Origin of the sequence: Variovorax paradoxus (assembly GCF_009498455.1) — a bacterium.
GTDB lineage: Bacteria > Pseudomonadota > Gammaproteobacteria > Burkholderiales > Burkholderiaceae_C > Variovorax > Variovorax paradoxus_H.
This window is the reverse complement of sequence record NZ_CP045644.1, coordinates 4,278,538-4,303,949: the sequence shown is the minus strand read 5'-3', so window position 1 is coordinate 4,303,949 and position 25,412 is coordinate 4,278,538. Positions and strand designations below refer to the sequence as shown.

At 68.3% G+C, this 25,412-nt stretch carries 30 protein-coding genes; 8 read left to right on the top strand and 22 right to left on the bottom strand.

All coding sequences use genetic code 11. The features are described from left to right. Positions 1-50 precede the first annotated feature (50 nt). Positions 51-572 (top strand): Lrp/AsnC family transcriptional regulator, encoded by a 522-nt coding sequence (locus tag GFK26_RS19875; protein WP_153283485.1) that lies wholly within the window; start codon positions 51-53, stop codon positions 570-572. A gap of 24 nt (positions 573-596) precedes the next feature. Here the strand turns inward: GFK26_RS19875 and GFK26_RS19870 are convergent, their stop codons facing one another. Continuing rightward, on the bottom strand, positions 597-1,004 hold the full coding sequence (locus GFK26_RS19870) for a GNAT family N-acetyltransferase (RefSeq protein WP_153283484.1): 408 nt from the start codon (positions 1,002-1,004) through the stop codon (positions 597-599). Positions 1,005-1,249: 245 nt separating this feature from the next. Continuing rightward, a complete protein-coding gene (locus tag GFK26_RS19865) occupies positions 1,250-1,705 on the bottom strand; it encodes a GNAT family N-acetyltransferase (RefSeq protein WP_153283483.1) in 456 nt (151 codons plus the stop codon). A gap of 108 nt (positions 1,706-1,813) precedes the next feature. Here GFK26_RS19865 and GFK26_RS19860 point away from each other — a divergent pair, with 108 nt between their 5' ends. Next, positions 1,814-2,497 (top strand): class I SAM-dependent methyltransferase, encoded by a 684-nt coding sequence (locus tag GFK26_RS19860; protein WP_153283482.1) that lies wholly within the window; start codon positions 1,814-1,816, stop codon positions 2,495-2,497. 9 nt (positions 2,498-2,506) lie between these two features. Here the strand turns inward: GFK26_RS19860 and GFK26_RS19855 are convergent, their stop codons facing one another. The 10 genes from GFK26_RS19855 to GFK26_RS19810 all read right to left on the bottom strand — a co-directional run bounded on the left by GFK26_RS19855 (position 2,507) and on the right by GFK26_RS19810 (position 12,722). Then, positions 2,507-3,517, bottom strand: coding sequence for a phosphotransferase enzyme family protein (locus tag GFK26_RS19855; protein WP_153286031.1), 1,011 nt, complete (start codon positions 3,515-3,517; stop codon positions 2,507-2,509). Positions 3,518-3,594: 77 nt separating this feature from the next. Beyond that, positions 3,595-3,891: a hypothetical protein gene (locus GFK26_RS19850; RefSeq protein ID WP_153283481.1), complete on the bottom strand. Its 297-nt coding sequence runs from the start codon at positions 3,889-3,891 to the stop codon at positions 3,595-3,597. Then, entirely contained in the window at positions 3,891-4,436 is a 546-nt protein-coding gene (locus GFK26_RS19845; protein ID WP_153283480.1) for a YbjN domain-containing protein, read from the bottom strand. Before GFK26_RS19845 ends, GFK26_RS19850 begins: the two co-directional genes overlap by 1 nt. A gap of 35 nt (positions 4,437-4,471) precedes the next feature. After that, positions 4,472-5,419, bottom strand: a complete 948-nt coding sequence (locus tag GFK26_RS19840; protein WP_153283479.1) for a peptidylprolyl isomerase — start codon at positions 5,417-5,419, stop codon at positions 4,472-4,474. Further along, positions 5,416-6,153 carry a hypothetical protein gene (locus tag GFK26_RS19835; protein WP_228121710.1) on the bottom strand — a complete coding sequence of 246 codons (738 nt, stop codon included), beginning with the start codon at positions 6,151-6,153 and terminating at the stop codon, positions 5,416-5,418. The genes GFK26_RS19840 and GFK26_RS19835 overlap by 4 nt, the downstream gene beginning before the upstream one ends. A gap of 19 nt (positions 6,154-6,172) precedes the next feature. Then, entirely contained in the window at positions 6,173-7,969 is a 1,797-nt protein-coding gene (locus GFK26_RS19830; RefSeq protein WP_153283477.1) for a putative porin, read from the bottom strand. Positions 7,970-8,036: 67 nt separating this feature from the next. Beyond that, positions 8,037-8,783 (bottom strand): hypothetical protein, encoded by a 747-nt coding sequence (locus GFK26_RS19825; protein WP_228121709.1) that lies wholly within the window; start codon positions 8,781-8,783, stop codon positions 8,037-8,039. A 10-nt stretch (positions 8,784-8,793) separates the two neighbouring features. After that, positions 8,794-9,207: an ExbD/TolR family protein gene (locus tag GFK26_RS19820; RefSeq protein ID WP_062474100.1), complete on the bottom strand. Its 414-nt coding sequence runs from the start codon at positions 9,205-9,207 to the stop codon at positions 8,794-8,796. A 12-nt stretch (positions 9,208-9,219) separates the two neighbouring features. Continuing rightward, positions 9,220-11,025 carry a DUF2341 domain-containing protein gene (locus tag GFK26_RS19815; RefSeq protein ID WP_153283476.1) on the bottom strand — a complete coding sequence of 602 codons (1,806 nt, stop codon included), beginning with the start codon at positions 11,023-11,025 and terminating at the stop codon, positions 9,220-9,222. Between the two features lie 62 nt (positions 11,026-11,087). After that, positions 11,088-12,722, bottom strand: a complete 1,635-nt coding sequence (locus GFK26_RS19810) for a ShlB/FhaC/HecB family hemolysin secretion/activation protein (protein ID WP_228121708.1) — start codon at positions 12,720-12,722, stop codon at positions 11,088-11,090. A gap of 501 nt (positions 12,723-13,223) precedes the next feature. On the opposite strand from GFK26_RS19810, the gene GFK26_RS19805 reads away from it, so the two are divergent. Beyond that, the gene (locus GFK26_RS19805; RefSeq protein ID WP_153283474.1) at positions 13,224-13,589 is read left to right on the top strand and encodes a hypothetical protein; all 366 of its coding nucleotides are present in this window, start codon (positions 13,224-13,226) and stop codon (positions 13,587-13,589) included. A 223-nt stretch (positions 13,590-13,812) separates the two neighbouring features. On the opposite strand, the gene GFK26_RS19800 is transcribed toward GFK26_RS19805, so the two are convergent. Further along, positions 13,813-14,070 carry a hypothetical protein gene (locus tag GFK26_RS19800; RefSeq protein WP_153283473.1) on the bottom strand — a complete coding sequence of 86 codons (258 nt, stop codon included), beginning with the start codon at positions 14,068-14,070 and terminating at the stop codon, positions 13,813-13,815. 242 nt (positions 14,071-14,312) lie between these two features. Between GFK26_RS19800 and GFK26_RS19795 the strand changes: the two genes are divergently transcribed. Further along, positions 14,313-14,633, top strand: coding sequence for a hypothetical protein (locus GFK26_RS19795; protein WP_153283472.1), 321 nt, complete (start codon positions 14,313-14,315; stop codon positions 14,631-14,633). Between the two features lie 23 nt (positions 14,634-14,656). Here GFK26_RS19795 and GFK26_RS19790 read toward each other — a convergent pair whose 3' ends face one another. Then, a complete protein-coding gene (locus tag GFK26_RS19790) occupies positions 14,657-15,154 on the bottom strand; it encodes a low molecular weight phosphatase family protein (RefSeq protein ID WP_153283471.1) in 498 nt (165 codons plus the stop codon). 149 nt (positions 15,155-15,303) lie between these two features. Between GFK26_RS19790 and GFK26_RS34495 the strand changes: the two genes are divergently transcribed. Together GFK26_RS34495 and GFK26_RS19785 are read left to right on the top strand one after the other, a co-directional pair. Further along, positions 15,304-15,438 (top strand): hypothetical protein, encoded by a 135-nt coding sequence (locus GFK26_RS34495; RefSeq protein ID WP_265590107.1) that lies wholly within the window; start codon positions 15,304-15,306, stop codon positions 15,436-15,438. 508 nt (positions 15,439-15,946) lie between these two features. Further along, positions 15,947-16,345: a hypothetical protein gene (locus GFK26_RS19785; RefSeq protein ID WP_153283470.1), complete on the top strand. Its 399-nt coding sequence runs from the start codon at positions 15,947-15,949 to the stop codon at positions 16,343-16,345. A 195-nt stretch (positions 16,346-16,540) separates the two neighbouring features. On the opposite strand, the gene GFK26_RS19780 is transcribed toward GFK26_RS19785, so the two are convergent. Then, the gene (locus GFK26_RS19780; protein WP_153283469.1) at positions 16,541-16,957 is read right to left on the bottom strand and encodes an OsmC family protein; all 417 of its coding nucleotides are present in this window, start codon (positions 16,955-16,957) and stop codon (positions 16,541-16,543) included. A 191-nt stretch (positions 16,958-17,148) separates the two neighbouring features. On the opposite strand from GFK26_RS19780, the gene GFK26_RS19775 reads away from it, so the two are divergent. After that, complete coding sequence (locus GFK26_RS19775) at positions 17,149-17,361, top strand: hypothetical protein (protein ID WP_153283468.1); 213 nt, start codon at positions 17,149-17,151, stop codon at positions 17,359-17,361. A 255-nt stretch (positions 17,362-17,616) separates the two neighbouring features. Then, positions 17,617-18,078, top strand: a complete 462-nt coding sequence (locus GFK26_RS19770) for a hypothetical protein (RefSeq protein WP_153283467.1) — start codon at positions 17,617-17,619, stop codon at positions 18,076-18,078. 25 nt (positions 18,079-18,103) lie between these two features. Here the strand turns inward: GFK26_RS19770 and GFK26_RS19765 are convergent, their stop codons facing one another. From GFK26_RS19765 to GFK26_RS19735, 7 genes are all read right to left on the bottom strand, one after another. Beyond that, positions 18,104-19,105, bottom strand: a complete 1,002-nt coding sequence (locus GFK26_RS19765; protein WP_153283466.1) for a lysylphosphatidylglycerol synthase domain-containing protein — start codon at positions 19,103-19,105, stop codon at positions 18,104-18,106. Beyond that, the gene (locus GFK26_RS19760; protein WP_153283465.1) at positions 19,102-20,613 is read right to left on the bottom strand and encodes a hybrid sensor histidine kinase/response regulator; all 1,512 of its coding nucleotides are present in this window, start codon (positions 20,611-20,613) and stop codon (positions 19,102-19,104) included. The genes GFK26_RS19765 and GFK26_RS19760 overlap by 4 nt, the downstream gene beginning before the upstream one ends. A gap of 47 nt (positions 20,614-20,660) precedes the next feature. Continuing rightward, entirely contained in the window at positions 20,661-22,115 is a 1,455-nt protein-coding gene (locus GFK26_RS19755; protein WP_228122077.1) for an ATPase domain-containing protein, read from the bottom strand. A gap of 240 nt (positions 22,116-22,355) precedes the next feature. Beyond that, complete coding sequence (locus GFK26_RS19750) at positions 22,356-22,544, bottom strand: hypothetical protein (protein WP_153283463.1); 189 nt, start codon at positions 22,542-22,544, stop codon at positions 22,356-22,358. A gap of 104 nt (positions 22,545-22,648) precedes the next feature. Beyond that, positions 22,649-23,572 (bottom strand): cation diffusion facilitator family transporter, encoded by a 924-nt coding sequence (locus GFK26_RS19745; RefSeq protein WP_194273912.1) that lies wholly within the window; start codon positions 23,570-23,572, stop codon positions 22,649-22,651. A gap of 12 nt (positions 23,573-23,584) precedes the next feature. Then, positions 23,585-23,770, bottom strand: a complete 186-nt coding sequence (locus tag GFK26_RS19740; protein WP_153283461.1) for a DUF3606 domain-containing protein — start codon at positions 23,768-23,770, stop codon at positions 23,585-23,587. A 140-nt stretch (positions 23,771-23,910) separates the two neighbouring features. After that, complete coding sequence (locus tag GFK26_RS19735; protein ID WP_153283460.1) at positions 23,911-25,320, bottom strand: DUF2130 domain-containing protein; 1,410 nt, start codon at positions 25,318-25,320, stop codon at positions 23,911-23,913. Positions 25,321-25,412: the final 92 nt, after the last annotated feature.

Here is a 25,412-nt window from a genome sequence, read left to right as displayed (position 1 = left end):
ATACACTGGCGCAGACCCTTGTTTGAAGAAGAATCCACTCGAAAATCACGATGAACGTCGGTTCTGTTTCTCTTGACGAGCATTGCCTCAAGATTCTTTCTGCACTGCAGCATGACGGCCGGCAGACCGTGCAGCAGATTTCGGAGGCCGTGGGCCTGTCGCCCACGCCCTGCTGGAAGCGCATCAAGGACATGGAGGCGGCCGGCGTCATCCGCGGCTACACCGCGCTCGTCGACCCCGAGTTGGTGGGCCTGCATGTGTCGGCCGTGGCCGAAGTGAACCTCGACCGGCACAGCGAGGCGATGGTGCAACGCTTCGAAGAAGCCGTGGCCGCGAGCCCGCAGATCATTCGCTGCGTGTCGGCCACCGGGCCCGCGGACTACATCCTCAACGTGACCGTGCCGGACATGAAGCACTACGAGCGCTTTCTGCACGAGGTGCTGTTCAGCCTGCCCGGCGTGACGCACGTGCGTTCGAGCATCGTGCTGCGCGAGATCAAGTCGGAGGCGGCGCTGCCGCTCGGGCATCTGCTGGATGCGAAGGCCGGCCTGGTGGGCTCACGCCGGACATAGTGAGCCGCTGAACCGCGGCCCTACTTACTTCTTTCGTCGGATGACGTACGCGTTCTGCGCCAGCTCGAAGCCGAGCGTCGGGTAGTAAGACATCGCGTCGGGGGCCGACAGCAGGATCAACGACACCTCGTCGCCGATGATCGCCTGCGTGCGCTTCACGAGTTCCGTGCCGATGCCATGGCCCTGGTACTTCTTGTCCACCGCCAGGTCCGACAGGTAGCAGCAGTACGCATGGTCGGTCAGCGAGCGCGACAGCCCCACGAGTTCGTCGCCGCCCCATGCCGACAGCAAGAGGCTGGGCGCAGCGAACATGCGCGCGATGCGGGCAAGGTCGCTGGTGGGACGCTTGATGCCGGACTGGTCGAAGACGCGGGCGACGTCGACCGGGTCGAGGGGAACGTTGTGACGGTAGTCGATGGTGATGTTGTTCATGAGGTCGATGGCGTGGAGTCGATTCCACTTTAGCCGGACAGGAAGCGCGATCTCGATCGTTCGATCTGCGACGCGACGTCGTCCGGCGCGGCGTCACTGCAGAAACGGGCGCACGGCATCGCCATGAATTTGGGGAATCGCTCCCGTATCCGTCGCTCCTCGCTCGCCCTGTCACCGCGCAGATACGGCCTCGAAAGCTGGCGTTGCACGATGGCTTCAACGCATGCTTCGAGTTCGGCCGCACCTCAAGCAAAAGACCGCCGATATTTGACAAGGCCGCGCTTGATCGAAGCATCAAAGCCGCAGCGCGCGAAGAAGCGGTGGGCATCCGTGCGGTCCACCGAACTCAGCAACATGATCTTCGAGCAATCGCTCGCCGCGCAAAAAACCTCGACCTCCCGCATCAGCGCAACCCCGACCCCTCGGTTGCGAGCGGCCACGTCGACAACGACGTTCTCCACGACGGCGAACGGCTGCCGCTTGAACATCACGTCCTCGCACAGCGAAACCAGCGCCGTTGCGCACACCTGGCCGTCGATCTCCGCGACAAGGAGCGCTGTCCTCGGATCTACGGACAACTCCTGCAGGCGCTCGGGCAGCACACAGCGCGCCGTGTCTCCGACCAGTTGGCCGTAGAGCGCATCGATGCGGGTGGCGTCGTCGGACACCGCGCGACGGACGCCGAGGGATGGGATGGACATGCAGGCGGTCTCCGTGAATGAGGTCGGGCTCGGGCGAGGCCCGCTTCTGGCGGGATTCTGCTAGACCCTACGCCTGCGAAGCGCGCAACGCCCACATAGACTGGCGAAATGTCCCAGCCCAGCTCCGCCTTCGGCACCTCCTCCGCCACTAAAAACTACGCCGAGAAGACCGCCCGCCTGGTGCCGGGCCTGCACGACCTGCAGACCATGTCGGCCCTTCTCGTCGCCGAGCGCGCGCCAGATGCAGCAAACGTGCTGGTCATCGGCGCCGGTGGCGGCATGGAGTTGAAGGTGCTCGCGCAGGCACATCCCCGGTGGCACTTCGTCGGCGTCGACCCGTCGCAGCCCATGCTCGACCTCGCCTCGGAAACGCTCGGGCCGCTTGCCGAGCGGGTTGCACTGCATCACGGCTACACCGACACCGCGCCCGACGGCCCGTTCGATGCAGCGACCTGCCTGTTGACGATGCACTTCCTGACGCTCGATGAGCGCAGGGCGACGTTGATGGAAATTCGTCGCCGCCTGAAGCCCGGTGCGCCGTTCGTCATGGCGCATCTCAGCTTTCCCCAGGCGGACGGCGAGCGGGAGTTGTGGCTCTCGCGTTACGTCGCTTTTGCGGCGGCCTCCGGTGTCGACCCGGACAACGCGCGCAAGGCGGCATCCGCGATCGGTTCCACGCTGACGTTGCTCAGCCCCGCACAGGAAGAAGCACTGCTGGAGGAGACGGGTTTCACCAACGTCCGCTTGTTCTATGCGGGCATGGCGTTCCGAGGCTGGGTCGCGCAAGCCTGAGCTGAATCCTCACTCCGGCGTCTGCAACTCCACCCACTCCGTCAGCATCTTCACCTGCGTGCGCAACCAACTCGTCGGCATCGACTGCGTGCCCCACACCGCGATGCGGCCGGCGTGTTCGCCCATGAGCCAGAACTGCCGCACGGCGAGGAAGGCAGCAATGGCATCGACGTCCGCCGAAGGCAACGGGCCCGCGCTGCGGTAGCCCGCCAGGTAGCTGCGCCAACGCGCCAGCGACGTCGCGTCGAGCGTTCCGTCGGCGGTGCGCGGATGCATGGCCCACAGGTACACGCACAGGTCGTAGGCCAGCCAGCCCGGGCCCGCATCGTCGAAGTCGAAGAACGAGGCGACGCGCGTTCCGTCCGGGCCTTCCGTCACAAAGTTGTTCATGCCGTGGCAATCGCCGTGCCCGTGGACACGCGTCAGGACCGGCATCGCGGTGATGCGGGCTTCGAGCGTGCGCGCGATGGCGGTGAACTCCGGGCGCAGCGCGTCGGTCATGGTGGGCGCGGCGTGCAAGCGCTCCAGCGACGCGTGCAGCAGGTCGGGCAGCTCCAGGGCGTAGCGGCTGGCGGGGCCGTGGTAGTCCTGCGCGGCGTCGTGCAACAGCGCCAGACCGCGGCCGGTGGCTTCGACGTCGGGCAGCACGTCGCCGGGGATGTCGCCATCGAGATGCTCGAACAGGATCAGCGGACGCTCGCCTTCAGGCAAGGCCATGGCAACGGCATGTGCGCCGTCGCGTGCAGTCAGCGCGCCGGCCACCGGCACGCCCTTGGCCTTCAGATGTGCGAGCAACGCTGTCTCGTAGCCGACGTTGGGTGCGCCGCGTGGACGGTCGGCGCTCAGGCGCGCGACGGCGCGGCGGCCGTCGACAAACTCCAGGCCGTAGACGTGATTGAAGCTGCGCCGCAGCAGCTCGCACGACCGGACCTCGCCAAGGTCGTAGGCCTGCGCCACCGTCTCTGCGATGGCGGCGCCCGTGGGCGTGGTCTGGGCGATCTGCGCGGAGCGGGTGGGCATCGTCACGGGTGCGGCCTTTCGGGAGCGTGGGGCGGGCGATTCTGCCCTACCCGTTCCCCGCCGCTATCGCCACGCCGTCAACGCCCCAGATCACGATCCAGCGAAGCCCCCTCTTCCCCCACATGCCGCCAAGCAGGCATTAACGCCTTGCGCGCCGCATTGAGTTCGGCCATCGAGATGTGCAGCTCCGCCATGGTCTGCACCAGCAGTTCGAGCAGCGCGGCGCGTTGGCGCAGCCGCACGGTCTCGGCGCGGCGCGCACGTTGGGCCTGGCGTGCCGCGGCCTGGATGGCGCGGCCCGTGGGCGAGTCGTGCGAGGGATGGCTGTGGTGGTCGTCCATCGACAGGCCGGGTGCGGCGCGCATGGGCAGCATCACGCGGCGGCGGGCACACCCTGGACGGCGGCAGCAGCGGCAACTTCGCCGTTGGCCGCATCGCCGCGCGTCTCGGCGGCGGGGCCGTAGTTGCGCAGGTGCAGGAAGAACTCGCCCATCATCTGCATCCACAGGCGCACGGCGAAGGCCAGGTAGGCGGGGCTGACGCCGCCGGCCACGACGACGTCCATCTCCAGCACGACGAAGTCGCCGTGCTGTGCCACGCGCGCAAAGCGCTTGCTGCGGTGCCATGCGGCGAGCACGGCCTCGGGCAGCGTGCCGCCCTGCACGCGCAGCGGGCAGCTCAGGGTGAAGTCGGTGTACTGGGTGGTGGTGACGGCGTTGCCCCACAGCACCTGGAAGCCGATGCCGTGGCTGGCGCTGTGCAGGCGCACCACGCCGTCTTGCTCGATGGCGGTGACGGCGCCGCCGGCGGCCTTGATGGCGTCCGACACCTGGTCGGGCGTGACGGCGTCGAGCATCTCGAATGCGACTGGTGCGGCGGCTTGGTCGTTGGCTTCCGGGGTCGTGACGTTGGTGTTCATGTGTGGTTCTTCTTTCAGGAAAAAGGGGAAATGGTTCAGTTGGTCTTCTTGAGCGCGGCGTCGAGCGCGGCGCTGTCGATGCTCACTTGCGCCGGCGGCGCCAGCTGGGCCATGTAGGCCTGCACCAGCTGCTGTTGCCGCTGCTGGCGCAACGCGGCCTGCAGTTGGGGCTTCATCTCCTCGAGCGTGGCGGTGCGCGCGGGCTGGGTGTCGAGCACCTTGACGATGTGAAAACCGGCCTCGGCCTGCACCGGCTCGCTGACCTGACCCTGCTTGAGCTTGGCCACGGTGTCGCGCAGTTCGGGGAGGATGCGCGCGAGCGGCAGCGTGTCGACCTCGCCGCCGCGTTCAGCACTGCGGCGGTCCTGCGAGCTGGCGCGCGCCACGGCAGCGAAGTCGCCGCTGCGGGCCTGCTTCGCCAGGCGATTCGCTTCGTCGCGCACCTTGGCAATGGCAGCCGGGTCGCGGTCGGGCGTGGCCAGGTAGATCTGCGCGACGCGGTAGGCGGCCGGCAGGTTGAAGCCGGTCTTGCCCTGGTCGTAGGCGGCCTTCACCTCGGCGTCCGACGGAAAGCCCGCGGGCACCTGGCTCACGGACTCGAGGTAGCTGGTGGCGACGATGCGCGCAGTGATCTCACGCGTGGCGGCGTCGATCTTCGCCTTCACGTCGGGCCGGTCGGCCCAGCCTTTGGCGCGGGCGTCGCGCAGCAGCGCTTCGCTCACGAGGCGCTGGCGCAGCCAGCCGTCGAGGCTCGCGCGGTCGGCCTTCACGGCAGCACGCTCGGCCTCGGGCAGGGTCTGCAGCAGCTTCTCGATCTCTTCCTGGCCGATGGTCACTTCGCCGATGCGCGCGACCACGGCGGGGCCGGGCGCAACGGGTTGCTGCGCGGCGGCCACGCCGACCGACGAGACGAGCAGCACGCCGGCGGCGGCGCGCAAGCGCCGGCCGATCACGGCTGCGGGGGTTGCTTGTGGGTGGGTCATTGCGGCTTTCCTTGCGTGGTGGGTGCAGACGCGGCAGCAGCGGCCGCCGGTGCCGGCGCGCTCACGGCGCGCACGTCGAAGCGGCTCTCGTAGAGCTTGTCGCCGTACTGCTGCGCGATCTGTTCGTACTTGACGCGGCTTTGCGCCGCGAAGGGCTGGCGCGAGGCGAGCACGCTGCCCACGTCCATGGTTTCGTAGGCGCGCAGCACTTCCTGCCCGACGGCGTACAGCTGCGTGTTCTTGGCCTCGCACTGCGTGAGCGCGGTGCGCTGCAGCGCGGCCTCGCCGGCCAAGCGCTGGCGCTCGGCTTCGGAGGCGCGCGCCATCTTCAGCAGCTCGTCGTAGGCGCCGCGGTATTGCGCGATCTGCGCGCCCGCCTTCTCGCTCGCGGCCTGGGCTTGCTCGCGCAGCTGCGCGTTGCCGGCACTGGCCTGCCCGCGTGCATGGCGCTCGGACGCGAGCTGGGCCTGGCTGGCGGCCAGTTCCTTCTTCAGCGTCTCGAGTTCGGACGCAGCCGGTGCCGCGCCGGGTGCCGCGGGCGCCTTGCCCGCGGGCTGGCCGGCCTTGAGCGCGGCCAGCTCGTTCTGCGCCTGCTGCAACTGCGTGGTGGTGGTGCGCAGCTGCGCGCGCAGCCGCTCCTCCATGCTCGCGCCTTGCGCCTGCTGGGCCTGCGCCACGCCGGCCGTAGCGGCCAGTGCGGCCAGGGCCAGCGCGGGGAAGATCGTTCTGGACACGGCGAACTCCTTCTTCGGCTTAGAAACGCGCATTGAATTCAAGCTGCAAGGTGTCGATCGACAGCGGCGGGCCGTAGACCTCCTTGGTCGAGATCCAGCGGCCGGTGAACCACATGTTCTTGTCGATCGCGTACGAGCCGCCCAGGAAGTAGCCGCGCGCGTTGGTGCCGCCGCCGTGGAAGCTCGAGTCGTTGTAGCCGTCGGGCATGGCGTCGGGCTCGATGCGCTTGTAGCCCGCGAGCACGTTCCAGTCGCCGCGCGCGGCCGGTGCCGGCTTGCCGTAGGTGGCCTGCACCATGTAGGCGTTGCCGCCGCTCTTGAAGTCGGACTGGGTGGTGCCGCCGGTCGGGCCGAAGTTGTTCACGATGGCGCCGCGAATGCCGCCGCGGGCCCAGATGCTGTTGGCGTCGTAGGCGGAGTTGCGCACGAAGTTGGCGTCCAGGCGCAGGTTGTTGCCGGCCACTTGGGTGTCCCAGCGCAGGTTCAGGTCGATCAGGCGGAACTTCGAGGCCAGGCCCACGTACTGCGGCTGCGGCGTGCCGGCCGGGTTGAGCGGGTCCAGCGAGATGTCGCGCAGCAGCATGAGCGTGTTGCCCTTCTGCATGAAGGCCGGGCGCGACCAGTCGGTGCTGCAGCCGTCGGCGCCCGCGTACAGCGCGCAAGGCTCGGAGACCTGGCCGCTGATGTTGCGGAAGTTGTAGTACGCCAGCGCGCCGCGCACGCGGTTGTCTTCGTTGATCTTCCAGTCGGCGCCCACCTGCGCGCCGAGCAGCCACTTGTTCTCGCTCTTCATCTTGCGCTGGCTGCGCGTGGGCGAGCCGTCGGCCGAGTACTCGAGCGGAATGAGGCCCAGTGTGCCGAACAGCGAGAGGTCGCGGTTCGCCGACAACTTCTTGTCGAACTGCGCGGCAATGCCGTCGAAGTTCAGGTCGCTCGAATACAGCAGGTCGGTCGACATGAAGGGGTTGCCGAAGCGACCGCCGGTCACGGTGAGCCAGTCGGTCGGCTTGTGCGAGATCCACATCTGGTCGAGCCATACGCTCTTCTTGCCCAGGCCGCCGCCCAGCGTGGTGGTGGTCGAGACGGGACTTTCGTCGCTGCCCGAGGCCAGGCGCACGCCGGCCTTGGTGTTCTCCGACAGGTCGGCCAGCAGGCCCACGCGTGCGCGGGCGCGGAACAGGTTGCGGCGGTCCTGGCGGGTGTTCAGGATCGACGGCAGCGACAGGTTGGTGTTCGGGTTGACGTCGTAGCCGCTGCCCTGGTTGAGCGAGGGCCAGTTGATCTCGATGTCGCTGTTGTTGCCGGCGTAGCTGCGCGATTCGTTGCGCACGCGCACGTCGCCTTCGAAGCGGATGCGCTTGCTCCACTCGGGCGTCTCGTTGGGCGCGGCCCAGCCTTCGTCCTTGGCCTGCGCCATGACCTGCGCCTTGACCTCGTCGCGGATCTGGTCGCGCACGGTCTGCGAGATGTAGGGCACGCGCACGTCGCCCGCTTCGAGGCGCATGCCGCCTGCGACCGTGGCCGATGCCGCGGTGGCCGACACGGCCGCCTGGCGCTGCGCCTGCTGCGCGGCGATGGCTTCGGTCTGGGCCTGCGCCAGCAGCGCTTCGCCGACGTCCTTGGCGAGCGTGCCGCTTTGAATGAGGCCGCGGATCAGCTTGACCATGGCGGATTCGCCGGCGGGTGCGGCGGCGGTCTGGGCCAAGGCGGTGCCGGCCGACAGCACGAACGCGGAGGCCACGGCCGCCGCGAGCGCGCACTGGCGCAGGGCCGGCATCGCGCCCCGGCGCGGGAAGGTGTTGTGGAGGGTGTTCATCGCTTCGTTCACTGGATGGAAGAGGTCGGCCGGGCGTCGGCCGCGGAGAAATGGAAAGGCATGCGGATCACGGCCGGCGTCCCTTCATGGACACGCGCATCGGAAAGCGCATCGAGGCCGGCGGACGTTCTTCGATGCGGTCGAGCCCCCGCAGCAGCGCCAGCACGGCCTCGTCGATGTCCTCGGTGCCGGTGCCACGCACCAGCTGGGCGCGCGTGGTCTTGCCGTCGGCGCCGAGCCACAGGTCGATCTGGATGTCGTCGAACACCAGCTGGCGCGTGCGCGGGTCGCGCGACAGCGCCTGCTGCAACATGCTCGACACGTAGCGCGCATACGAGCCGCTGCCCAGGCCGCCGCCACCGCCGGTGCCGCTCATGCCGCCACCGCTGCCGGCCTGGATGCCGAAGGCGTCGTTGCCGGCCTGGCCGGCGCTGTCCATGGTCACCGGGTCGCCCAGGTCTTTCGACGGGCTGGGCGGTGCGTCGTCCTTCGGTGCTTCGAGCGGCTCGAGCGGTTTGGGCTCGGGCTCGACCACTTCGGGCTTGATCTTTTCCGGCTCGGGCTCGGGCAGCTTCTCGGGTTCGGGCGGCGGTGGTGGGGGCGGCGGCAGCATCAGCGTGGGCGCATCGGCCACCACGCGCTTCTGGCTCGCGGTGTCGGACAGGAGCCGCCACACGAGCAGCGCCAGCGCCACGACGACCGCCACGCCGATGACCATCCCGCCCCAGCGGCGCCAGAGCGCGGCCGTGCCGCCTGCACCGCGGGAACGCGGCGCTGGCGAGGCAGAAGAAGAAATCGGGTCGCGAGGGTTCACGCTGCGGTCCTCACTTCTGCTTGCCGGTCACGAGGCCGATCTGGTTCAGCTCGATGCGGCGCAGCAGGTCGAGCACGTCGACCACCTTCGCGTACTGCACGCTGGCATCGCCGCGCACGATCACGGGAAAGTCGGGCGACAGCGCCTTCTCGGTGCGCAGGCGCTCCTCGAGCTCGGGCAGCGTGACCGGATACGCGTCGAGGAACACGTTGCCCGCGTTGTCGATCGTGATGGCCTTGGTCTTGGGCTTCTCAAGCGCCACCGAGGCACTGGCCTTCGGCAGGTCGACCTTGATGCCCGGGATGCTGGCGTTGCTGGTGAGGATGAAGATCACCAGCACCACCAGCAGCACGTCGACGAAGGGCGTGATATTGATGCCGCCCGTGCGCTTGCGCACGGCGAACTTCGCGGCTGTGTTTGCCATGGTGCGCGGTCCTCAGGCGCGGCGCGCCTGCACGGCCACCGGCAGCGAGCGGCCCTCGCCCTGCTCTTCGGCCAGGCGCGTGACGAACTCGTCGACGAACACGGCCATGTCGGCGCCAATGGCGTCCGAGCGCGAGGCCAACCAGTTGTAGCCGAACAGCGCGGGGATCGCGACGCCCAGGCCGGCAGCGGTACACAGCAGCGCGGCGGCCATGCCGGGCGCGACCGAGTTGATGTCCACGGCGCCGGCCATGGCCGCCACCACGAACACCAGCATGATGCCGATCACGGTGCCGAACAGGCCCACGTACGGCGCGCCTTCGATGGTGGTCGAGAGCCAGTTCATGCGCTTGGACATGCGCTCGGTCTCGCGCACCATCACGCCGTCCATCGCGGCGCGGATGGCGCCGATGGTGGAGGCCGACACGGCGTTCAGGTCGTAGCCGCGGTCGTGGCGGCGGCGCATCTCTTCGATGGCCACTTCGTACAGGCGCCACAGCGACGAGTCGGCACGTACCTCTTGCGGCACCGTGTTGTTCGTGGCCATGCGGTCCAGCGGCGCGCCGGCGCCTTCACGGAAGTGCTCGATGAAGGTCGCGTTGGCGCGCGAGGTGGCGCCGAAGCTGCGGCCCTTGCCGATCATGATGGCCCACGACAGCACCATCATCAGGCCCAGCAGGCCGACCACGATCCACGCGTCCAGCGGCATCGCGGCCAGGATGAAGCCGAAGTGGCTCTTGCCCGCCTGCTGTTCGTCGGCACCGAAAGCGGCCAAGCGCGACTCGGCGCCTTGCGACACGGCATCGGCCAGCAGCAGCGCGTCGGGGCGTGCGACCTTCGACAGGCGCACTTCATCGATCGCGCCGGTGAACGGGGCGAAGCCTTCGGCGGGCGCAGTGCCCGACGCAGCGGCTGCGGCCGGTGCATCGGCGCCAATCGCGGCGGCGGTGTTCAGCGCGGGCAGCTTGGCCGCCAGCGACACGGCCGGACGGCCACCCACATACAGCGCGACGCTGTCGCCTTCGGCCTTCACTGCAAGGTGCGACCACTGGCCGGCCTGCATCGGCTGGCCCGGCGTGCTGCGCTGGCCGTTCACCTGCACGAAGGGCACGCCCTGGTCGATGCCGACCACGAGCTCGCCGGCGCCGTCGCGGCGCGCATAGATCGCCTGGCGCGCGCCGAGCGAATCGGGCTTCACCCAGGCGGAGAAGGTCAGCGTGCCACCGGCCGTCACGGCCAGCGACGGCGTGGCGGGCAGCATCAGCGCGCCGCTGCCGAGTTGCGCGCCCTTGCCGATGACCGTGCCTTCGACGGGCACCGCCGCGGTCTGGCCGTTGTTGCCGTAGGCGGTGGTGTCGCGCGGCGGCACCGCGCCTTCGGCGAAGTGGTAGACCAGCGTGTAGTCGGGGTCGAAGCTGCGCTGGCCGTTGCCCGAGGCCGGGGCCTTGGGGTTGCCGTAGTACATCCAGAGCTTTTGCGGCGTGCCGGCCGAAACGTTGGGCACGTCGACCCAGATCAGCGCCATGCCCAGCAGCGGATCGAACTGCTCGATCTGGTGGTTGAGCACGGTCTTGTCGTCACCCGCGACAAAGCGCAGGTCGGCGCCGGTCTCGCTCACGCCCTCGAACTTGAAGTTGCCCGTGTGCAGGCGCACCAGCACCGGCACGCGGCCGGCATCGCTGCCGATGGCGCCGGCCTGCGGGCCGCCGTCGATGGTGACGGGTTTGCGGTAGGCCCATTCGGCCTGCCACCAGGCATGGGCCAGGCCCGGCAGGAGCGTGCTCAACAGCGTGAGCGCGATGAAAAGAAGTCGTCGCATGACAGGGGTTCTCCGGAAAGCTCGTGGAATGAGAAAAAAATCGAATGAAAGAGGAAAGGCCGTCAGTAGCTCGCGGTGATGCTGAAATTCACCTGCGGGTCGTGCTTCTTGGTGCGCGGCCCGTCGACCAGCGGATAGCCGATGTCGACGCGGCCCGAGAAATAGGTGCCGACCTTGAAGGTCGTGCCCACGCCCACCGAATACAGCGAGAAGCGCTCGGCCTGTTCGGGCAACGGCGTCTTCAGGCGCAGCCGCGCCGCATCGGCGAAGGCGTACACGCGCCAGTTCTCGACCGTGCTGCCCAGAAACGTGAGCGGCTTGCTGCGCAGCTCGACCGAGCCGACCACGCCGTAGTCGCCGGTGGCTTCGGCCGAGAGATAGCCGCGCACCGAGTTCATGCCGCCCGCGGCGATCTGCTCGCTGGACACGAGCGGCGAATCGGTCATCTGCGCATTGACGCGGAAGGCCACCTGCGTGCCGCCCTCGAAGCTGTGCGCGCCGTTGAGGTCGGTCTTCAGCACCATGAAGCTGGGCGAGGCCTTGTAGCGCTTGTAGTCGAAGGCCTCCCAGTCGCTGCCGTACTTGAACGAGCTGCTCGTGCCCGCCACCAGCGACACGCCCACGCCGTACTGGCTCTTCTCGGTCTGGCGGAAGCCCGAGTACGACAGCGTGATCGGCGCGTACTTGAGCGGCACGGTGTCGCCGCTGCCCTTGAGCGTCAGCGCTTCCTTGTTGTTCTTGAAGTCGATGCCCACGCTGAAGGCATGCCACCAGTTGCCGCTGTTCGGCACCGTGTAGGTCGCCTTCAGGCCGATCGAGTGGCCCTTGCCCAGCACGGTGGTGCCGCCGACGGTGGCCACGTTGCTGTCGGACACGAAGGCGTTGGCTTCGAGGCTCCAGTTCGTGCCCTTGAGCGGCGCGTTGTACGAGGCCGAGAACACCTGCGTCTGGTTCAGGTCCTGCGGCGCGCCGAAGAAACTGATGGAGGCGCTGTGGCCCATCTGCCAAAGGTTGTCGTGGCCCAGCGAGGCGCTGGCGCGCAGCTTGCGCGTGTCGGCGCTGTAGTCGTTGTTGAGGCCGACGCTGCCGCGCCACGGACTCTGGTCTTCGACCTTGAGGTCGACGTCCATCGTGCCCGGCATCGCGCCCGGGCGCACCAGCGGCATCACCTGGCGCTTGGGGCCGCGGTTGAGCGCGGTGAGCTCGGCCTGGGCGGTGTTGAAGTTGGGCACGCCGCCCTCCTTCAGCGCCGGCACCTGGTCGCGCACGTCGAGCGGCGAGTTGTACTCGGCGCCCACCACGCGCACGCGGCCCACGCGGGTCTCGTTGACCTGCAGGAACACCACGCCCTGCGTGACCTGCTGCTCGGGCAGGTCGACGTACACCGACTGGTAGCCCGCCGCCTGGTAGGCCGCGAGCAGCGCGTCGCGCGCGCCCTCCACGTCCTTCAGCGTGCGCTCAGGGCCGAGGAACGGCGTGACCGCGTTTTCGATGGCGCGGGCGTCGAGCACGGTGTTGCCGCGCACGATGTATTCGGCGATGTCGACCTTGCGGGCCGGCTCGGTGGCCGCGGCCGCGGCCGGCGCCGGCGTGGAGACAGCGGCAGGTGCCTGTGCGAAGGCGCCCGCCGGGGCACCGATCGCCATCACTGCCAGCCACACCGCTCTCCAGCAGGTCGGCGGCGCGTTGTTCTTCATGTCATGCATTTACAGCTCGGTTCTCAAGGATGAAGCTCGCGTGGCAGCGGCTCATGGTGGAGAGCCTTCATGTCGCTGCTGCGTACCGATACCTAGACGCACGGCGCGCGCGGCGACTGCCGTTTGTCACGAAAACTTCATCAAGAAATCGGGAGGAGGTCCGGCGCGGTGGGTTTCGCGCGGATAAGAAGAAGGGCCTCGGCGTGGGAGGCCCTTGTTTATTTTTGGTCGCGAAGCGGTGCTTCATCGGAGGCCGCTTGCCCCCATCCCAGCCTTCCCCCGGGAGGGGAAGGAGCAAGACCTCAAGGCTTGCGCTCGGCTGTGTTTGTATTTCTCCCTCCCCTCCCGGGGGAGGGTCGGGGTGGGGGCACGACGGCCTTCACCACAACGACAGTCAGCCCTTCGACAACCGTCTTCTTCCTGTCTTGCAAGCAGTCCAGACTGCGCGGTCGATTGCCGCATCCGCTCGGCGATCCTTCATCTTTTCTTCAGGGGGCGACGATGCACGTCGGTGTGTGGCTGTGGGGTGTGGCGCTCGGCGTGGCTTGCGTCGGCGCGGCTGCGCAGCCATCGTCGGCCGACGACCGCGACAGCAGCTGCGTCGAAGTGGTCGTGAACGGCGAGCGCACGCCCGCCTACGACTGCCTGACCCGCAAGCTCTCGCCCACCCTGCCGGCGCGCGGGCCGGACGACACGGCACCCGGGCTCGCCTCGGAAGCGATCACGCAGCGACCGGGCAATCAGCTGGGGTTGTTCAATCGCGCGGCGACCGGGCATCGCATGGGCAACACCTTCGGCACCTCGGTGCATCCGCAGCGTCCGCCGCCGGTGGTGCCGACGTCGCCGCTGCTGTCGCCCCGCCGCTGAGCGACGCCGTGCGCAAAGAAGGGACGGGCGTTCAGAGTTGCTGGGTCACCAGCACGACGAACCCGGCCAGTGAAATGGCGGCGCCTGCGGCTTTCCTGAAGTTTTTCAACATGGCATGCACTCCATCGGTAGCACCCGATGGTGCCCCGCCGACGGGCGCAGCGGGTTTGGCAATCCCGATGGCTGGAATAGAAAAACTTCAACCGCCAGGCGATGCGTCCGGTCAGCCCGGCTGCAGGGCCGTGCGGGTTTCGGCGAGCGACAGGCGCTCGCGGGCGAACTGGCTGGCGCGCAGGCGCACGCGCGCCACCGCGGCGTCCATCGAAGGCTGCTGCATGAAGACGACCACGCCGCGCTTGAGCCCGCGCAAGCTGAGTTCGGCGACGCCCGCATAACGGCCAGCTGCGGTCTGGCGGATGTCGATCTTGCTGGACCAACCGTCGGGCAGTTCGACGAAAAGATGTTGCTGTGTGGCGCTCATGACGGAGTGAATCCTAGGGCTACTACCGACGCCAGCCGAGCAAATAGTCCCTAGGTATTAGCATTTAATTTCTTTTGATAACAATTTCACGCCCAGCGCGAGAAAAGGGGACCTCATGTGTAAACACCGGCATGACTTTCGGCACTCGAACCGAAGCGCCGCGCCGTCTAGGATGGAGCGGCCGTGACCCGTCTCTCCCTTTCCGCGCGTCCGCCCGACCTGCCTGCCTCCCCCGCCGCCGCATGAAGGATGAGACGCACACCGCCGAACACCTCTACACCGTCGAAGTCGAGGGGCGCAACGTCACGGTGCGGGACGTGATGGTGGCGGCGTTCACCTACCGCATCAAACTCGAGGAACTGCTCGGCTCCCCCCGACAGGTCGTGCACTGCTACCGGCTCTGGCGCCGGCTCGAGCAGCCCGACGAGCCGCCCATGACCCGCCTGGACATCAAGTACGCGACCGCCTGGCGCGACGCGCACGAACAGGCATGGCAGGTCGCGCAGGTGTTTCTCACCGACCCGCACACCAAGACCTTCGTGCTCCGGCTCGCCATTCCCTGACCTCTGACCCCTGACGCTGCGCGTCAGCGCATGTGCGCCATGTCGCGGATGTCGGCGCGCAGTGCGCTGCGGTCGGCGCCCAGAAGCGGAAGGTTGATCAGCAATTCGAGCCGCCGGCGCAGCGAATACAGCACCTGGATCGCGCCGTGCGCGGCGTCGTCCGGGCCGGTATTGGCGCCCGCCACGTCCGGATAAGGCCACAGCGCCGCATCAGGCTGGCCGGGCCAGCGCGGCTGCAGCGGTTCGAGCGCCGGATCGAGCGTGATGACGAAATCCACCCGGGGCGACCCCGCGCGCGCGAACAGGTCCCAGCCGCGCGGCGGCGATGTCGGCAAGGCCATGCCGGCGCTGCCCAGCGCCTCGACGGCGGCGGGGTGCACGTCCGCCGCGAGCCGCCCGGGCTGCCCGCACGAGCGCGCCGCGAAACGCTTCGAATCCAGGTGAGCGAGGCAGGCCTCGGCCAGCACGCTGCGCAGCGAATTGCGCCGCGAGACAAAAACGACTTCGATCCGTTGCTGCATGTCGAACGACTATAGCCACGGGGTGTGGCAGGTGTGTGCCGGGGCGCGCCGACCCTCTTGCGCTCGTCTGTTTACCTTTGGCAATGCGGGCATGACAAATTAGTGTAAACACTGGTAAACCGTGGGGAGATGCCCGGCGTTAGAACCGAATGTGGACATCCGACCCTTCCCTTGTTGCCCTCGCCTTCCTGGTCGGTCTTGCTGCGGGCGTGACGCTCATGAGCATGCTGGCGGTCCTGCGTTCCGACCAGGATCTCCCGCCCTCCGAGCGCACGCGGCTGTAAGACGCAGAACCCGAGGCCCTCTGCCTCCAGCACCGCACCGGCCGGTGTAAGCGGGCGCGCTTGTTTTTGAGCGCCGCGGGCCGTGTCGCCGTGCCGTCCCGTCGAGCGTTGCACGCCACCTGCCATGCCTGCTCCGGATGCAAGTTTGTCGGCCTGCGTCAACCGCCGGTCCGCTGTCGCATCGCTTGCGACGACGAGGTAACACCAAATGATTAGCCGCCTTGCGCGACCTGCGCACCGCCTGTGAGCGCCCCTGTTTCGCCCCGGACAAGTGCCCTCGCGCGGGCACTCACCGCAACGCGCCCCACACCCGGCAATATTTAACGCAAAGCAACGATTGTTACGTTCTTTGTGTCGTTGCAGATGCACGTCTGTTGCATTCGTGCGGCCTTCCGGACACGGCACGACGATACTGTTTCCGCCTCAATGCTTGCGTTCCTTGCGCGGCAACTGCGCGCCGGGGGACACGACGTGAGGCACATCATCCAACTCGCTCATGTAAGAAGAAATGAACAAACTGCTCGCACTCGTCATCGTGGCTGCTGCCATCACCGCTTGCTCCAAGCAAGAGTCCACGCCCGCAGCACCGGCCGCACCCGCAGCACCTGCTGCCACGGCACCGGCCACGCCGGCACCCGCTCCGGCCGCCAGCGCACCGGCCGCCGCAGCGCCCGCTGCCACCACAACGGCATCGGCCGACGTGCCCAAGGAATGCCAGGAATACCTGGACAAGGTGAGCGCCTGCGTGGGCAAGCAAAGCGGTGCCGCCGCCGACGCGCTCAAGGGCAGCCTCGAGCAGACCAAGGCCACCTGGGCCAGCTACGGCGCCAACGCCGCACAACTCGGCGCTGCCTGCAAGGCCGCTTCCGACGCCTTCGCCGCACAAGCCACGGCCATGAAGTGCTGATGCGCTGAGTCGCTGACGCCGGCGAGGCCACCCTCGCCGTGCGACGCGACACACACCTCCTCGTCCGCGACGAGGAGGCGCCGTCCCCACAGCGGACGGCACCATCCAGGCCCGCCGGACTGCAAGCTTCCGCGTCAGCCACGGACCGTCCGTCCGAACTCACCGTTCCAGCACAAGAACCGTCGCGAGCCCGACTCAGGCCACGGCTGCCGCCGCCCCGCGCTCGCTCGTGATCTCGGCGCCTTCACGCATCGTCTTCGTGACCGGCGTGTTGGCCACCACCTCGAGCAAACGGCTCCACTGCGCATCGGTCAGCGGTCCGCTGGCGTGCAGCACGCGATGGATGTGCGCCTTGCCGTCCGCATCCTTCGTGAAGCTCAGCTCGGCCTTGAACTCGCCGAGCTCCCAGCCCTTGCGCTGGGCATACATGCGCAGCGTGATCGCGGTACAGGCGGAAAGCGCGGCCAGGTAATAGTCGTAGGGCGCAGGCCCTGCGCCCTGCCCGCCCAGCGACGCCGGCTCGTCCGCCACGAGCTGGAACTTGCCGACCTGGATGCGGTGATTGAAATTGACGTCGGTCGAGACGATCGTTGCGCTAACGCCGTGGGCCATGGGGTGTGCTCCTGTTGACAAGCACGCATTCTGGCGCGGCCGGAACGCCCAAGACATCGGTGCCATCGGGGTTGATCCAGGCGCCCATAATCTTCGCCGGGCGGCCATGCCAGGGGTCGCCAGCCACCCGTTACCCATGCCCCTGTACACGGGCGCGCCGCCTTCCTGCCTGGCATCGACGGAACGACACCATGAGCGCACTGCACATGTTTCTACCGGTCTCCGAGCCCGCGCGCAGCGAGGCGCTGGCGCAGTTCATCAAGACACACCACATTCCCCGCCATCTCGTGAGAGGCATCTCGCGCAAGACGCCCGACGAGTGCGGGCCGCCTGCGCCGGTTCGCACCCCACAGGAATTGCCACAGGCCTCGGGCCTGCCAGCGACTGCATCGGCGCAAGGCTGACCGCCTTCGTCTTGCCGTTCGTGCACAAGGTGCGCGTGCGCGTGCGCGTGCGTGCGTGCGCGCCCTTCTTCCAGCGCAACGCGCCAACTTCGGCGCCGGCCTTTCGCATCGAAAATCCACGATCACTACACCAACAATCGGTCACACTGGCGACACCACAAAAAGGAAGTACGCGTTGGTGCGACATACTTCACGCATGCGAATTAATCACATCGAAGCCAGCCATCCATCGATGCGCTCGTTTCGCGGCCGGCCATGACGGAATTGAGGGTCAGCTGGGAGCACACCTTTCCCGACGACGGTTCGAAGCTGGTCGTTCATTCGAACTGGATTTCCAACACGCCCGCGACGCTGGCCTACCTCGAAGCGCTGGTGTCCCGCGTCGCGGAGATGGACCCCGCGCCCCGCTGCGTTTTCGAGAAGCGCAAGGCTGTCGTGCCGCGCTCGTTGCCCCCGGACCTCGGCACGTTCACTTCAGCCGAGTTCTGGCAGGTGGCGGAGATCCTGCACCTGCAGGCCACGCCCTCGCTCGCCGCCGCGCGTCTCGTGCTGGTCGAAGGCATGCGGCCGGCCAAGGCGGCACGCCAGCTCAACACGAGCCCGCAGGCGTTGACCAACACGCTGCGAAAAATCCGCACCGAGCGCGCGACCTCTTCGCGCCTGGGGCGGTTGCCGCCCGAGCGGCCGCCCGCAGAAGACGCGCCGCCAGAGGCCTGAGTTCTGCGTCGGGACCGCGCGGTCGTCAGCCTTTCTGTTCGCCCTCGCCCGCCACGGGATGGCGGGCCGCATAGCGCTCCAACAGCAGGTACAGCACGATGCCGCCGGCCAGCGGCAGCAGGTAATAGAGCGCGCGGTACGCCAGCACGGCGCCCATGAGCGTGCCCTGGCGCACGGTGCCCGAGAGCAGCGCCAGGTAGACGGCCTCGAGCACGCCGAGGCCGGCCGGGATCGGCGTCACCACACCGACGATCGACGCCGCCAGCAGCACGCCCAGCACGGTCGCGTACGGCACCTTCTGGCCGAGCAGCAGGTACATGGCGCCGCCCATCACGGCCCAGTTGACGCTGGAGAGCGCGAGCTGCACCAGCGCCAGCTGCGCCGACGGCAGCTCGAGCCGCCGTCCCTTCACCTGCCAGTGGCGGCCGTGCAGGAAGACACAGGCCACCACGTAGGCGACGGCCAGCAGCACCATCAGCACGCCGAGCGCGCGAAAGGCGTCGACGCCCAGGTGCGCCTCGCGCGGCGGCGCGATGGCGCCCGCCGCGAACAGGCCGCCGGCCAGCAGGCCGTAGCCGAGCCAGTTGGTCGCCAGGCTGATGCCGACGATCTGCGCCACCGTGGCCTCGTCCAGCCCGGCGCGCGCATAGAGCCGCGCACGCAACGCGATGCCGCCGACCAGCGACCCCAGGTTGAGATTGAAGGCGTAGCTCACAACCGCGATGGCCCAGCTTCGCCAGCGCGGCAGCCGATGCCGCGTGTGGCGCCGCCCGATCAGGTCGAAGCATCCGTACAGCGCATGGCTCAGCGTGGCGACCCCGAGCACGCCGAGCAGCAGCGTCGCGGGATAGCGCTGCAGCGCCTCCCATGCACCTGCCCAGTCGACCTTGTGCGCGTGCGACAGCAGGAGGCCCAGCACCACGAGCCCGAGCACCGGCAGCGCCCAGCGACGGCAGCGGTGCCACAGCGGCGGCTTGCCCGCGCCCGCCGCGGGGCCCGACGCGATCGTGGTGGCATGGCGGTTCATGAGGAACCTCCCGTGCCGCGCAGCACCGCAAGGAGCGCCGCCAGGTCGAGCGGCTTGAGCAGGTGGTGGTCGAACCCGGCGGCGGCGATGCGCTCCTTGTCGCCCTGCTGGCCCCAGCCCGTCAGCGCGACGAGCACAAGGCCGCTCAGTGCCGCGTCGGCGCGCAGCCGGGCCGCGAGTTCGAAGCCGTCCATGCCCGGCATGCCGATGTCCAGGATCGCGAGCCCCGGCAGCGGCCCCTCGGCCACCAGCGCGAGCGCGGCATCGCCGCTGTAGGCCACGCGCGGCGAGGCGCCCATCGAGCGCAGCAGGTCGCCCAACGCATCGGCCGCGTCGCGGTTGTCGTCGACGATCAGCACCGTGTCCGGCAGCGTGGCGGGCCAGCCCGCGATGGCAGGCGCCGGCACGGGCTGCGGACCGCCCCGGTCGCCGATCAGCGGCAGGCGCACGCAAAACGTCGCCCCTTGCCCGAGCCCCGCGCTGGTGGCCTCGACGCTGCCGCCGTGCAGTTCGACCAGGCTCTTGACCAGCGTCAACCCGATGCCCAATCCGCCCTGCGCGGCCTTCGACGTGCTGCTCACCTGCACGAACATCTCGAAGATCGAGCGCAGCATGTCGGGCGCCAAGCCGGCGCCGTTGTCGCGGACCTCGATCAGGGCGCTGCGCGCCTCGCGCCGCAGCGCGACGTTGATCTGCCCGCCCGGTGCCGTGTACTTGGCGGCGTTGTTGAGCAGGTTCGAGAACACCTGCGTGAGCCGGACCGCGTCGCCGCGCACCACGAGCGCTTCGCTGGGCAGGTCCATGCGCAGCGCATGCTTGGCGCCCTCGAGCATGGGCCGGCTCAGCTCGAGGGCGTCCTTGATCACCGCGGGGAGCGCCACGGCTTCCATGCGCAGTTCGATCTTGCCGCGCGTGATGCGCGAGACTTCCATGAGGTCGTTCACCAGACGCACCATGTGGTCGATCTGGCGGCCCATGAGCTCGTAGTAGCGCAGCGCCTCGGCGGGCTCGTGCGCCTTGCGCTTGAGCAGCGTCAGCGCGGTGCTCATCGGCGCCAGCGGATTGCGCAGTTCGTGCGCCAGCGTGGCCAGGAACTCGGTCTTGCGCTGGTCGGCCTCGCGCAGCCCGCTGAGCAGGTCGCGCATCTGGTACTGGCGGTTGCGCGCGCGCAGCGCCGCACGCACCGTGCTCACCAGCGAGGCCACGCGCACCGGCCGTTCGATGACCGTGACGTTGGCCAGCCGGCGCATCGCATCGGCAATGACCGCCGAGTCCGCGCCCTGGCGCGCCAGGATCAGCACCGGCAGGTCGGACCACGGCGGCTGCGAGGCGAGCGCCTCGGTCAGCGCGGCGGCGGCCGGATCGGACAGCGCCTCCTCGGCCAGCAACACCGCGCCGGCGCCCTCCTGCACGCCGTGCACGAGCGCGCAAAGATCGGGACATGCGTGCGAAGCGACCTGGGCGCGTTCGAGCACGGCGGTGGCCATGACGGCGTCCCTCGAGGTCATGGTGCGCAGAAGGATGCGCTGTTCGATGGCAGCGGGCGGCGTCGCACTCACGATGTGCGCTGCACGCCGTCGATCGGCACGGGGATGCCCGTCAGGATGCCCCGGAAGTTGCGCAGCGGCTCACCCACCTGCAGCCCGGTGCCCGTCATCGAGAAGTCGCGGATGCTGCGCTCGTGCGCACCGCCGCGTTTCTTCAGCACCGAGATGGCCTGGCGCACTTCGCCGTCGAGTTCGAAGTAGCGCAGCAGCACCACCGCGTCCGCGAGGTAGCTGGCGTCCACCGGCGTCTGCATCTGCATGCCGATGAGGCCGTGCTGCGCGCCCACCAGCAGCGTGGCCACGCCGGCCTGCCCGAGGTACGACAGCAGCTCGTGCAGCTGCGCGATGAGAAAACGCTCGTCGGGCATGGCGTTGAGGTAGCCGTTGAGACTGTCGATCACCACCACCGCGGCCTTCGACTCCGTCACCGCCAGCCGGATCAGGTGCACGAACTCGCCCGGCGACAGCTCGGCGGGATCGACCTGCCGCACCAGGATGTGGCCCGAATCGATGTACTGCGACAACGGCATGCCCATGCTCTCGCAGCGCGTGCGCAGCGTCTGCAGGCTCTCGTCGAAGACGAAGAGCGCCGCGCACTCGCCGCGCTGGGCCGCGGCCAGCGCGAACTGCACCGCCACCGTCGACTTGCCGGTGCCCGGTGCGCCGACGAACAACGTGCTCGTGCCGCGCTCGATGCCGCCGCCCAGCAGGATGTCGAGCGCGTCCAGGCCGCTCGGGATGCGCGCCTGGTTGGGCGCAGCCGCATGCTCCGACGCCACCAGCCGCGGGAACACGCGCAGCCCGCCGCGCTCGATGCGGTAGTCGTGGTAGCCGCCGCGAAAGCGCTGGCCGCGGTACTTGCTCACCAGCAGCCGGCGCCGCGCCGTGCCGTAGTCGGAATGGGTCTGCTCCAACCGCAGCACCGCATGCGCGATGCTCTGCACCTGCAGGTCGTGCTTCATGGCGGTCATGTCGTCCAGCAGCAGCACGGTGCACTGGCGGCCCGAAAAGAACTGCTTGAGCGCCAGGATCTGGCGCCGGTAGCGCAGCGAACTGCCGGCCAGCAGGCGCAGCTCGGACAGCGAATCGAACACCACCCGCGAGGGCTTGATCACGTCCACGTCGGACAGGATGCGCAGCGTCGTCTCGCTGAGCTCGACCTCGGACGGATGGAACATCGTGTACTGCTCGTCGGGCTCGAGCGTGGCTTCCGACGGAAGCATCTCGCGCACGTCGATGCCGGTCAGGTCCCAGCCGTGCGACTGCGCGACGCCCTTGAGCTCTTCCGCGGTTTCCGACAAGGTGACGTAGAGCACCGATTCGCCGCGCCGCGCGCCTTCGAGCAGGAACTGCAGCGCGATGGTGGTCTTGCCGGCACCCGGCGTGCCTTCGATGAGATAGAGCCGGTTCGATGTGAGGCCGCCGCCGAGCACGTCGTCCAGGCCGGGCACGCCGACCTTCATCAGGGTCTCGGCGTGCTGCGCCTGCGCCTGTTCCTGTGCTTGCTTTTCCTCTTCCGTGGCCGCGTCGGCCGCGCCATCGCATTTCATTGCTTCCTCCATCGTTGTGGCACACGGGAAGGATTTGACGGGGAGACCGGCGCCGCGGCTGTAGGGCATCGCCGTTCCCGCGCAGAAGAAAAAACCAACGCGCCGCGCGGGCCGGCGCTGAACGGCGCGCCCGGCGCCGGCATTCTCCGGATGTCAGGAGGTGTCGCGCGTCTTGTGTTCGGCGTCGCCGGGCTCCTTGAGCTTGTCGTTGCCGACCTTCTTCATCAGGCTTTCGCCTTCGGTGTCCTTGCCATCCGTGGGCACGGACTCTTCCTGCGTGATCTCCGGCTCGTCGGAGGCGGGCTTGCGGGGTTGGTGCTGCGATGCGGGGTTCGGGGTCATGAGGCGATCTCCTGGATGAGCCTCCCACCGTGCGGCGTGCCTTGCCGCGGCACGCTCAGGCAATGGCGGCAGCCGCCGTCAGCCAAGACCGACGACGGCGCGCTTCATGCCGTCGCGGCCGCGTCGACCGGCGCTTCGCTCGCTTCGATGAAGAGCCGCCGGATCATCGGGAAGCGCGCGCGCACCTGCTGCTCGATGGCGGCGATGGCGTCGGCCGCCTCGCCGGTGGCGGTGCCGTCCTTGAAGTTCACGTCGACGATGGCCAGCACCTCGTTGGCGCCGATGTACATCGAGAGCACGCGGCCCACGTCCTGCACGCTGGGCTGCTGCATCGCCAGGCTGCGGATCGCCCGCGCCGTCTCGGGCCGGATGCCCTCCCCGATGAGCAGCCCGCGCGCCTGGCTGATCAGCAGCACCGCCACGCCGGCCAGCAGCAGGCCGATGACGACCGACGCGGCGCCGTCCAGCGCCGGCATGTCGAAGCGGTGGCTCGCCCAGATACCGAGCGCCGCCACGCCCAGCCCGGCCAATGCGGCCGAGTCCTCGGCAAGCACCGTGTAGGTCGTGGGGTCCTTGCTCTGGTCGAGCGCCTGCCAGAACGGCCGGCCCCGCGCCTCGCGCCGGAACTCGCGCAGCGCAATGAAGAAGCTCGTGCCCTCGAACAGCGCCGCCAGGCCCAGCACCACGTAGTTCCAGGTCGCATCGCGCATCGGCTCGGGGTGGCGGATGTGCTGGATGCCTTCGTAGAACGACACCCCGCCGCCCAACCCGAAGATGAGCACCGCGACGATCAGGCTCCAGAAGTACAGCTCCTTGCCGTGTCCGAAGGGATGCTCGGCGGTCGCGGGCCGCTGGCTCAGGCGGATGCCGACCAGCAGCAGCACGCCGTTGAACGTGTCGACCGCCGAATGGATGCCCTCCGACAGCATGGCCGAGCTGCCGGTGATGCCGGCCACCACGAACTTGGTGACCGCGATGGCGACATTGGCCCCGATCGCGCCGTAGATCGCGATCTTCGAGGCGGCCATCAGCGCCCGGGCTCAGGGAAGGCCAAGGTAGATCCGCAGGTCGTCCTTCACCGTGCCCGCGGACGCGACCGCCATGCGCAGCCGCTCCTCGGTCACGCCGAAGCACCGGGTCCAGTAGTCGACCGCCTTGGGGTCGGTGATGTCGATGCGCTCGTCGTCGTCATCGGGGGGAACGCGGATCTCCATGGTGTCCAGCATCGCAGGCCTCCGGGCAGTTTGTGCAGTTGGGGGGGGAGACGGCAGTGTGGCTGCCGGCAAACACGATGGTGCCGGTCGGATGCCACGGTTGATGCAGGACATTTGCTACAGGCGGCCCCCCTGCCCCGCCCGCGCCCGCGTCATTCGGTCTCGGAAGGCCCCAGCGTCTTGAGATCGGCGAACTTGGCCGCCATCGTCGGGTTGCCGCGCGTCAGTTTCTTGATCGTCACGTCCTGTGCCTTGTCGTTCGCCAGGCGCAGGTTCCGGTCGGTACCGAGCAGGGCTTCTTTCGTCTTCTGCAGGTGGTCGATCGACTTGTCGATCTCTGCAATGGCTTTCTGGAAATGGCCGGAAGCGAGGTCGTAGTTGCGTGCGAACGCGGTCTTGAAGGTTTCAAGCTCGGACTCGAACTTCGTGATGTCGATGTTCTGCGCCCGCACGAGCGCCAACTCCGATTTGTACTTGAGCGAGTTCATCGCCGCATTGCGCAGCAGCGTGATGATCGGCAGGAAGAACTGCGGCCGCACCACGTACATCTTCGGGTAGCGATGGAACACGTCGACGATGCCGGTGTTGTAGAGCTCGTTGTCGGGCTCCAGCAGCGACACCAGCACCGCGTACTCGCAGCCCTTCTCGGCGCGGTCCTTGTCGAGCTCCTTCAGGAAGTCTTCGTTCCGGTTCTTCGTCGCGGTGCGGTCGCTCTCGTTTTTCATCTCGAACATGATCGAGACGATCTCGGTGCCCGCCTCGTCCGCGTCGCGGAAGATGTAGTCGCCCTTGCTGCCGGTGCGCGCGTCGTTGTCCTTCTCGAAATAGGCCCGGGGGAACGCCATCGAGCGGATGCGGTTGAACTCGGTCTCGCAGTGCTGCTCCAGCGTTTCGCCCACCATCTTGGTCGACAGGCGCGCCTTCATGTCCCGCAGGCGCTCGATGGCGTCGTCGCGGTCCTTGATCTGCGTCTCGTACTTGTCCTTGAGCGCCTTTTCGGCCAGCTGCTTTTCGAGTTCCGCCCGCTCCAGGCCGCTCTTGAGCTGGTCGCGCTCCTTCTCCACCGCTCCGACGGCCTCGCTGATCGCGAGCTTCTTCGCCACCTCGATGGCGTCGAGCCGGGCCTTCAGTTCCTGGATCTGCGCGTCCTTCTCGGCGGCGCCCTTCTGCAGTTCGCCCACGTGCCGGGCCTCGGCGAGGGCCTGCGCGGCCAGCTTGTCCTGCCTGGCCTTCTCCAGTTCGTTGGCGAGCGCGTCGCGCTCCCTCTCGACGGTGCTCAAGGCCTCGCTCACGGCGAGCTTGCGGGCGACGTCGCCGGCGTCGAGCCGGGCCTTCAGTTCCTGGATCTCGCCGTCCTTGGCTGCGGCGGCTTTCTGCAATTCGCCGGCGGCCTGGGCCCGGGCGAGCTCGACGGCGTTGCGCTTGTCCTGCTCGGCGAGCGCCAGCCGTTCGTGCAGCTGCTTCTCGAAATCGCCGTCGCGCACCTGCTTCAGGATGTCCGCGTACCCGGCCTCGTCGATCTTGAATGCCTTGCCGCAGTGCGGGCAGATGATTTCATGCATGGCGGCTGCCTCCGGCCATGCGTGGATGACTGGGGCGGGCGGATTGAACTCTCATGTGCAACTTCCAATGTGTCTTCGTTGGGGGGATGTTA

Bases quoted from the DNA above. Each gene is read 5' to 3' on its own strand.
- GFK26_RS19795 (WP_153283472.1), top strand. From the start codon at position 14,313: ATGAAGGATGAGACGCACACCGCCGAACACCTCTACACCGTCGAAGTC.
- GFK26_RS19840 (WP_153283479.1), bottom strand. From the start codon at position 5,419: ATGACCCACCCACAAGCAACCCCCGCAGCCGTGATCGGCCGGCGCTTG.
- GFK26_RS19745 (WP_194273912.1), bottom strand. From the start codon at position 23,572: ATGGCCGCCTCGAAGATCGCGATCTACGGCGCGATCGGGGCCAATGTC.
- GFK26_RS19780 (WP_153283469.1), bottom strand. From the start codon at position 16,957: ATGGCCCACGGCGTTAGCGCAACGATCGTCTCGACCGACGTCAATTTC.
- GFK26_RS19755 (WP_228122077.1), bottom strand. From the start codon at position 22,115: ATGAAGGTCGGCGTGCCCGGCCTGGACGACGTGCTCGGCGGCGGCCTC.
- GFK26_RS19855 (WP_153286031.1), bottom strand. From the start codon at position 3,517: ATGCCCACCCGCTCCGCGCAGATCGCCCAGACCACGCCCACGGGCGCC.
- GFK26_RS19820 (WP_062474100.1), bottom strand. From the start codon at position 9,207: ATGGCAAACACAGCCGCGAAGTTCGCCGTGCGCAAGCGCACGGGCGGC.
- GFK26_RS19770 (WP_153283467.1), top strand. From the start codon at position 17,617: ATGACGGAATTGAGGGTCAGCTGGGAGCACACCTTTCCCGACGACGGT.
- GFK26_RS19870 (WP_153283484.1), bottom strand. From the start codon at position 1,004: ATGAACAACATCACCATCGACTACCGTCACAACGTTCCCCTCGACCCG.
- GFK26_RS19765 (WP_153283466.1), bottom strand. From the start codon at position 19,105: ATGAACCGCCATGCCACCACGATCGCGTCGGGCCCCGCGGCGGGCGCG.
- GFK26_RS19875 (WP_153283485.1), top strand. From the start codon at position 51: ATGAACGTCGGTTCTGTTTCTCTTGACGAGCATTGCCTCAAGATTCTT.
- GFK26_RS19760 (WP_153283465.1), bottom strand. From the start codon at position 20,613: ATGACCTCGAGGGACGCCGTCATGGCCACCGCCGTGCTCGAACGCGCC.
- GFK26_RS19740 (WP_153283461.1), bottom strand. From the start codon at position 23,770: ATGCTGGACACCATGGAGATCCGCGTTCCCCCCGATGACGACGACGAG.
- GFK26_RS19805 (WP_153283474.1), top strand. From the start codon at position 13,224: ATGCACGTCGGTGTGTGGCTGTGGGGTGTGGCGCTCGGCGTGGCTTGC.
- GFK26_RS19735 (WP_153283460.1), bottom strand. From the start codon at position 25,320: ATGCATGAAATCATCTGCCCGCACTGCGGCAAGGCATTCAAGATCGAC.
- GFK26_RS19800 (WP_153283473.1), bottom strand. From the start codon at position 14,070: ATGAGCGCCACACAGCAACATCTTTTCGTCGAACTGCCCGACGGTTGG.
- GFK26_RS19830 (WP_153283477.1), bottom strand. From the start codon at position 7,969: ATGAACACCCTCCACAACACCTTCCCGCGCCGGGGCGCGATGCCGGCC.
- GFK26_RS34495 (WP_265590107.1), top strand. From the start codon at position 15,304: ATGTGGACATCCGACCCTTCCCTTGTTGCCCTCGCCTTCCTGGTCGGT.
- GFK26_RS19860 (WP_153283482.1), top strand. From the start codon at position 1,814: ATGTCCCAGCCCAGCTCCGCCTTCGGCACCTCCTCCGCCACTAAAAAC.
- GFK26_RS19845 (WP_153283480.1), bottom strand. From the start codon at position 4,436: ATGAACACCAACGTCACGACCCCGGAAGCCAACGACCAAGCCGCCGCA.
- GFK26_RS19750 (WP_153283463.1), bottom strand. From the start codon at position 22,544: ATGACCCCGAACCCCGCATCGCAGCACCAACCCCGCAAGCCCGCCTCC.
- GFK26_RS19865 (WP_153283483.1), bottom strand. From the start codon at position 1,705: ATGTCCATCCCATCCCTCGGCGTCCGTCGCGCGGTGTCCGACGACGCC.
- GFK26_RS19810 (WP_228121708.1), bottom strand. From the start codon at position 12,722: ATGAAGAACAACGCGCCGCCGACCTGCTGGAGAGCGGTGTGGCTGGCA.
- GFK26_RS19815 (WP_153283476.1), bottom strand. From the start codon at position 11,025: ATGCGACGACTTCTTTTCATCGCGCTCACGCTGTTGAGCACGCTCCTG.
- GFK26_RS19850 (WP_153283481.1), bottom strand. From the start codon at position 3,891: ATGCTGCCCATGCGCGCCGCACCCGGCCTGTCGATGGACGACCACCAC.
- GFK26_RS19785 (WP_153283470.1), top strand. From the start codon at position 15,947: ATGAACAAACTGCTCGCACTCGTCATCGTGGCTGCTGCCATCACCGCT.
- GFK26_RS19775 (WP_153283468.1), top strand. From the start codon at position 17,149: ATGAGCGCACTGCACATGTTTCTACCGGTCTCCGAGCCCGCGCGCAGC.
- GFK26_RS19790 (WP_153283471.1), bottom strand. From the start codon at position 15,154: ATGCAGCAACGGATCGAAGTCGTTTTTGTCTCGCGGCGCAATTCGCTG.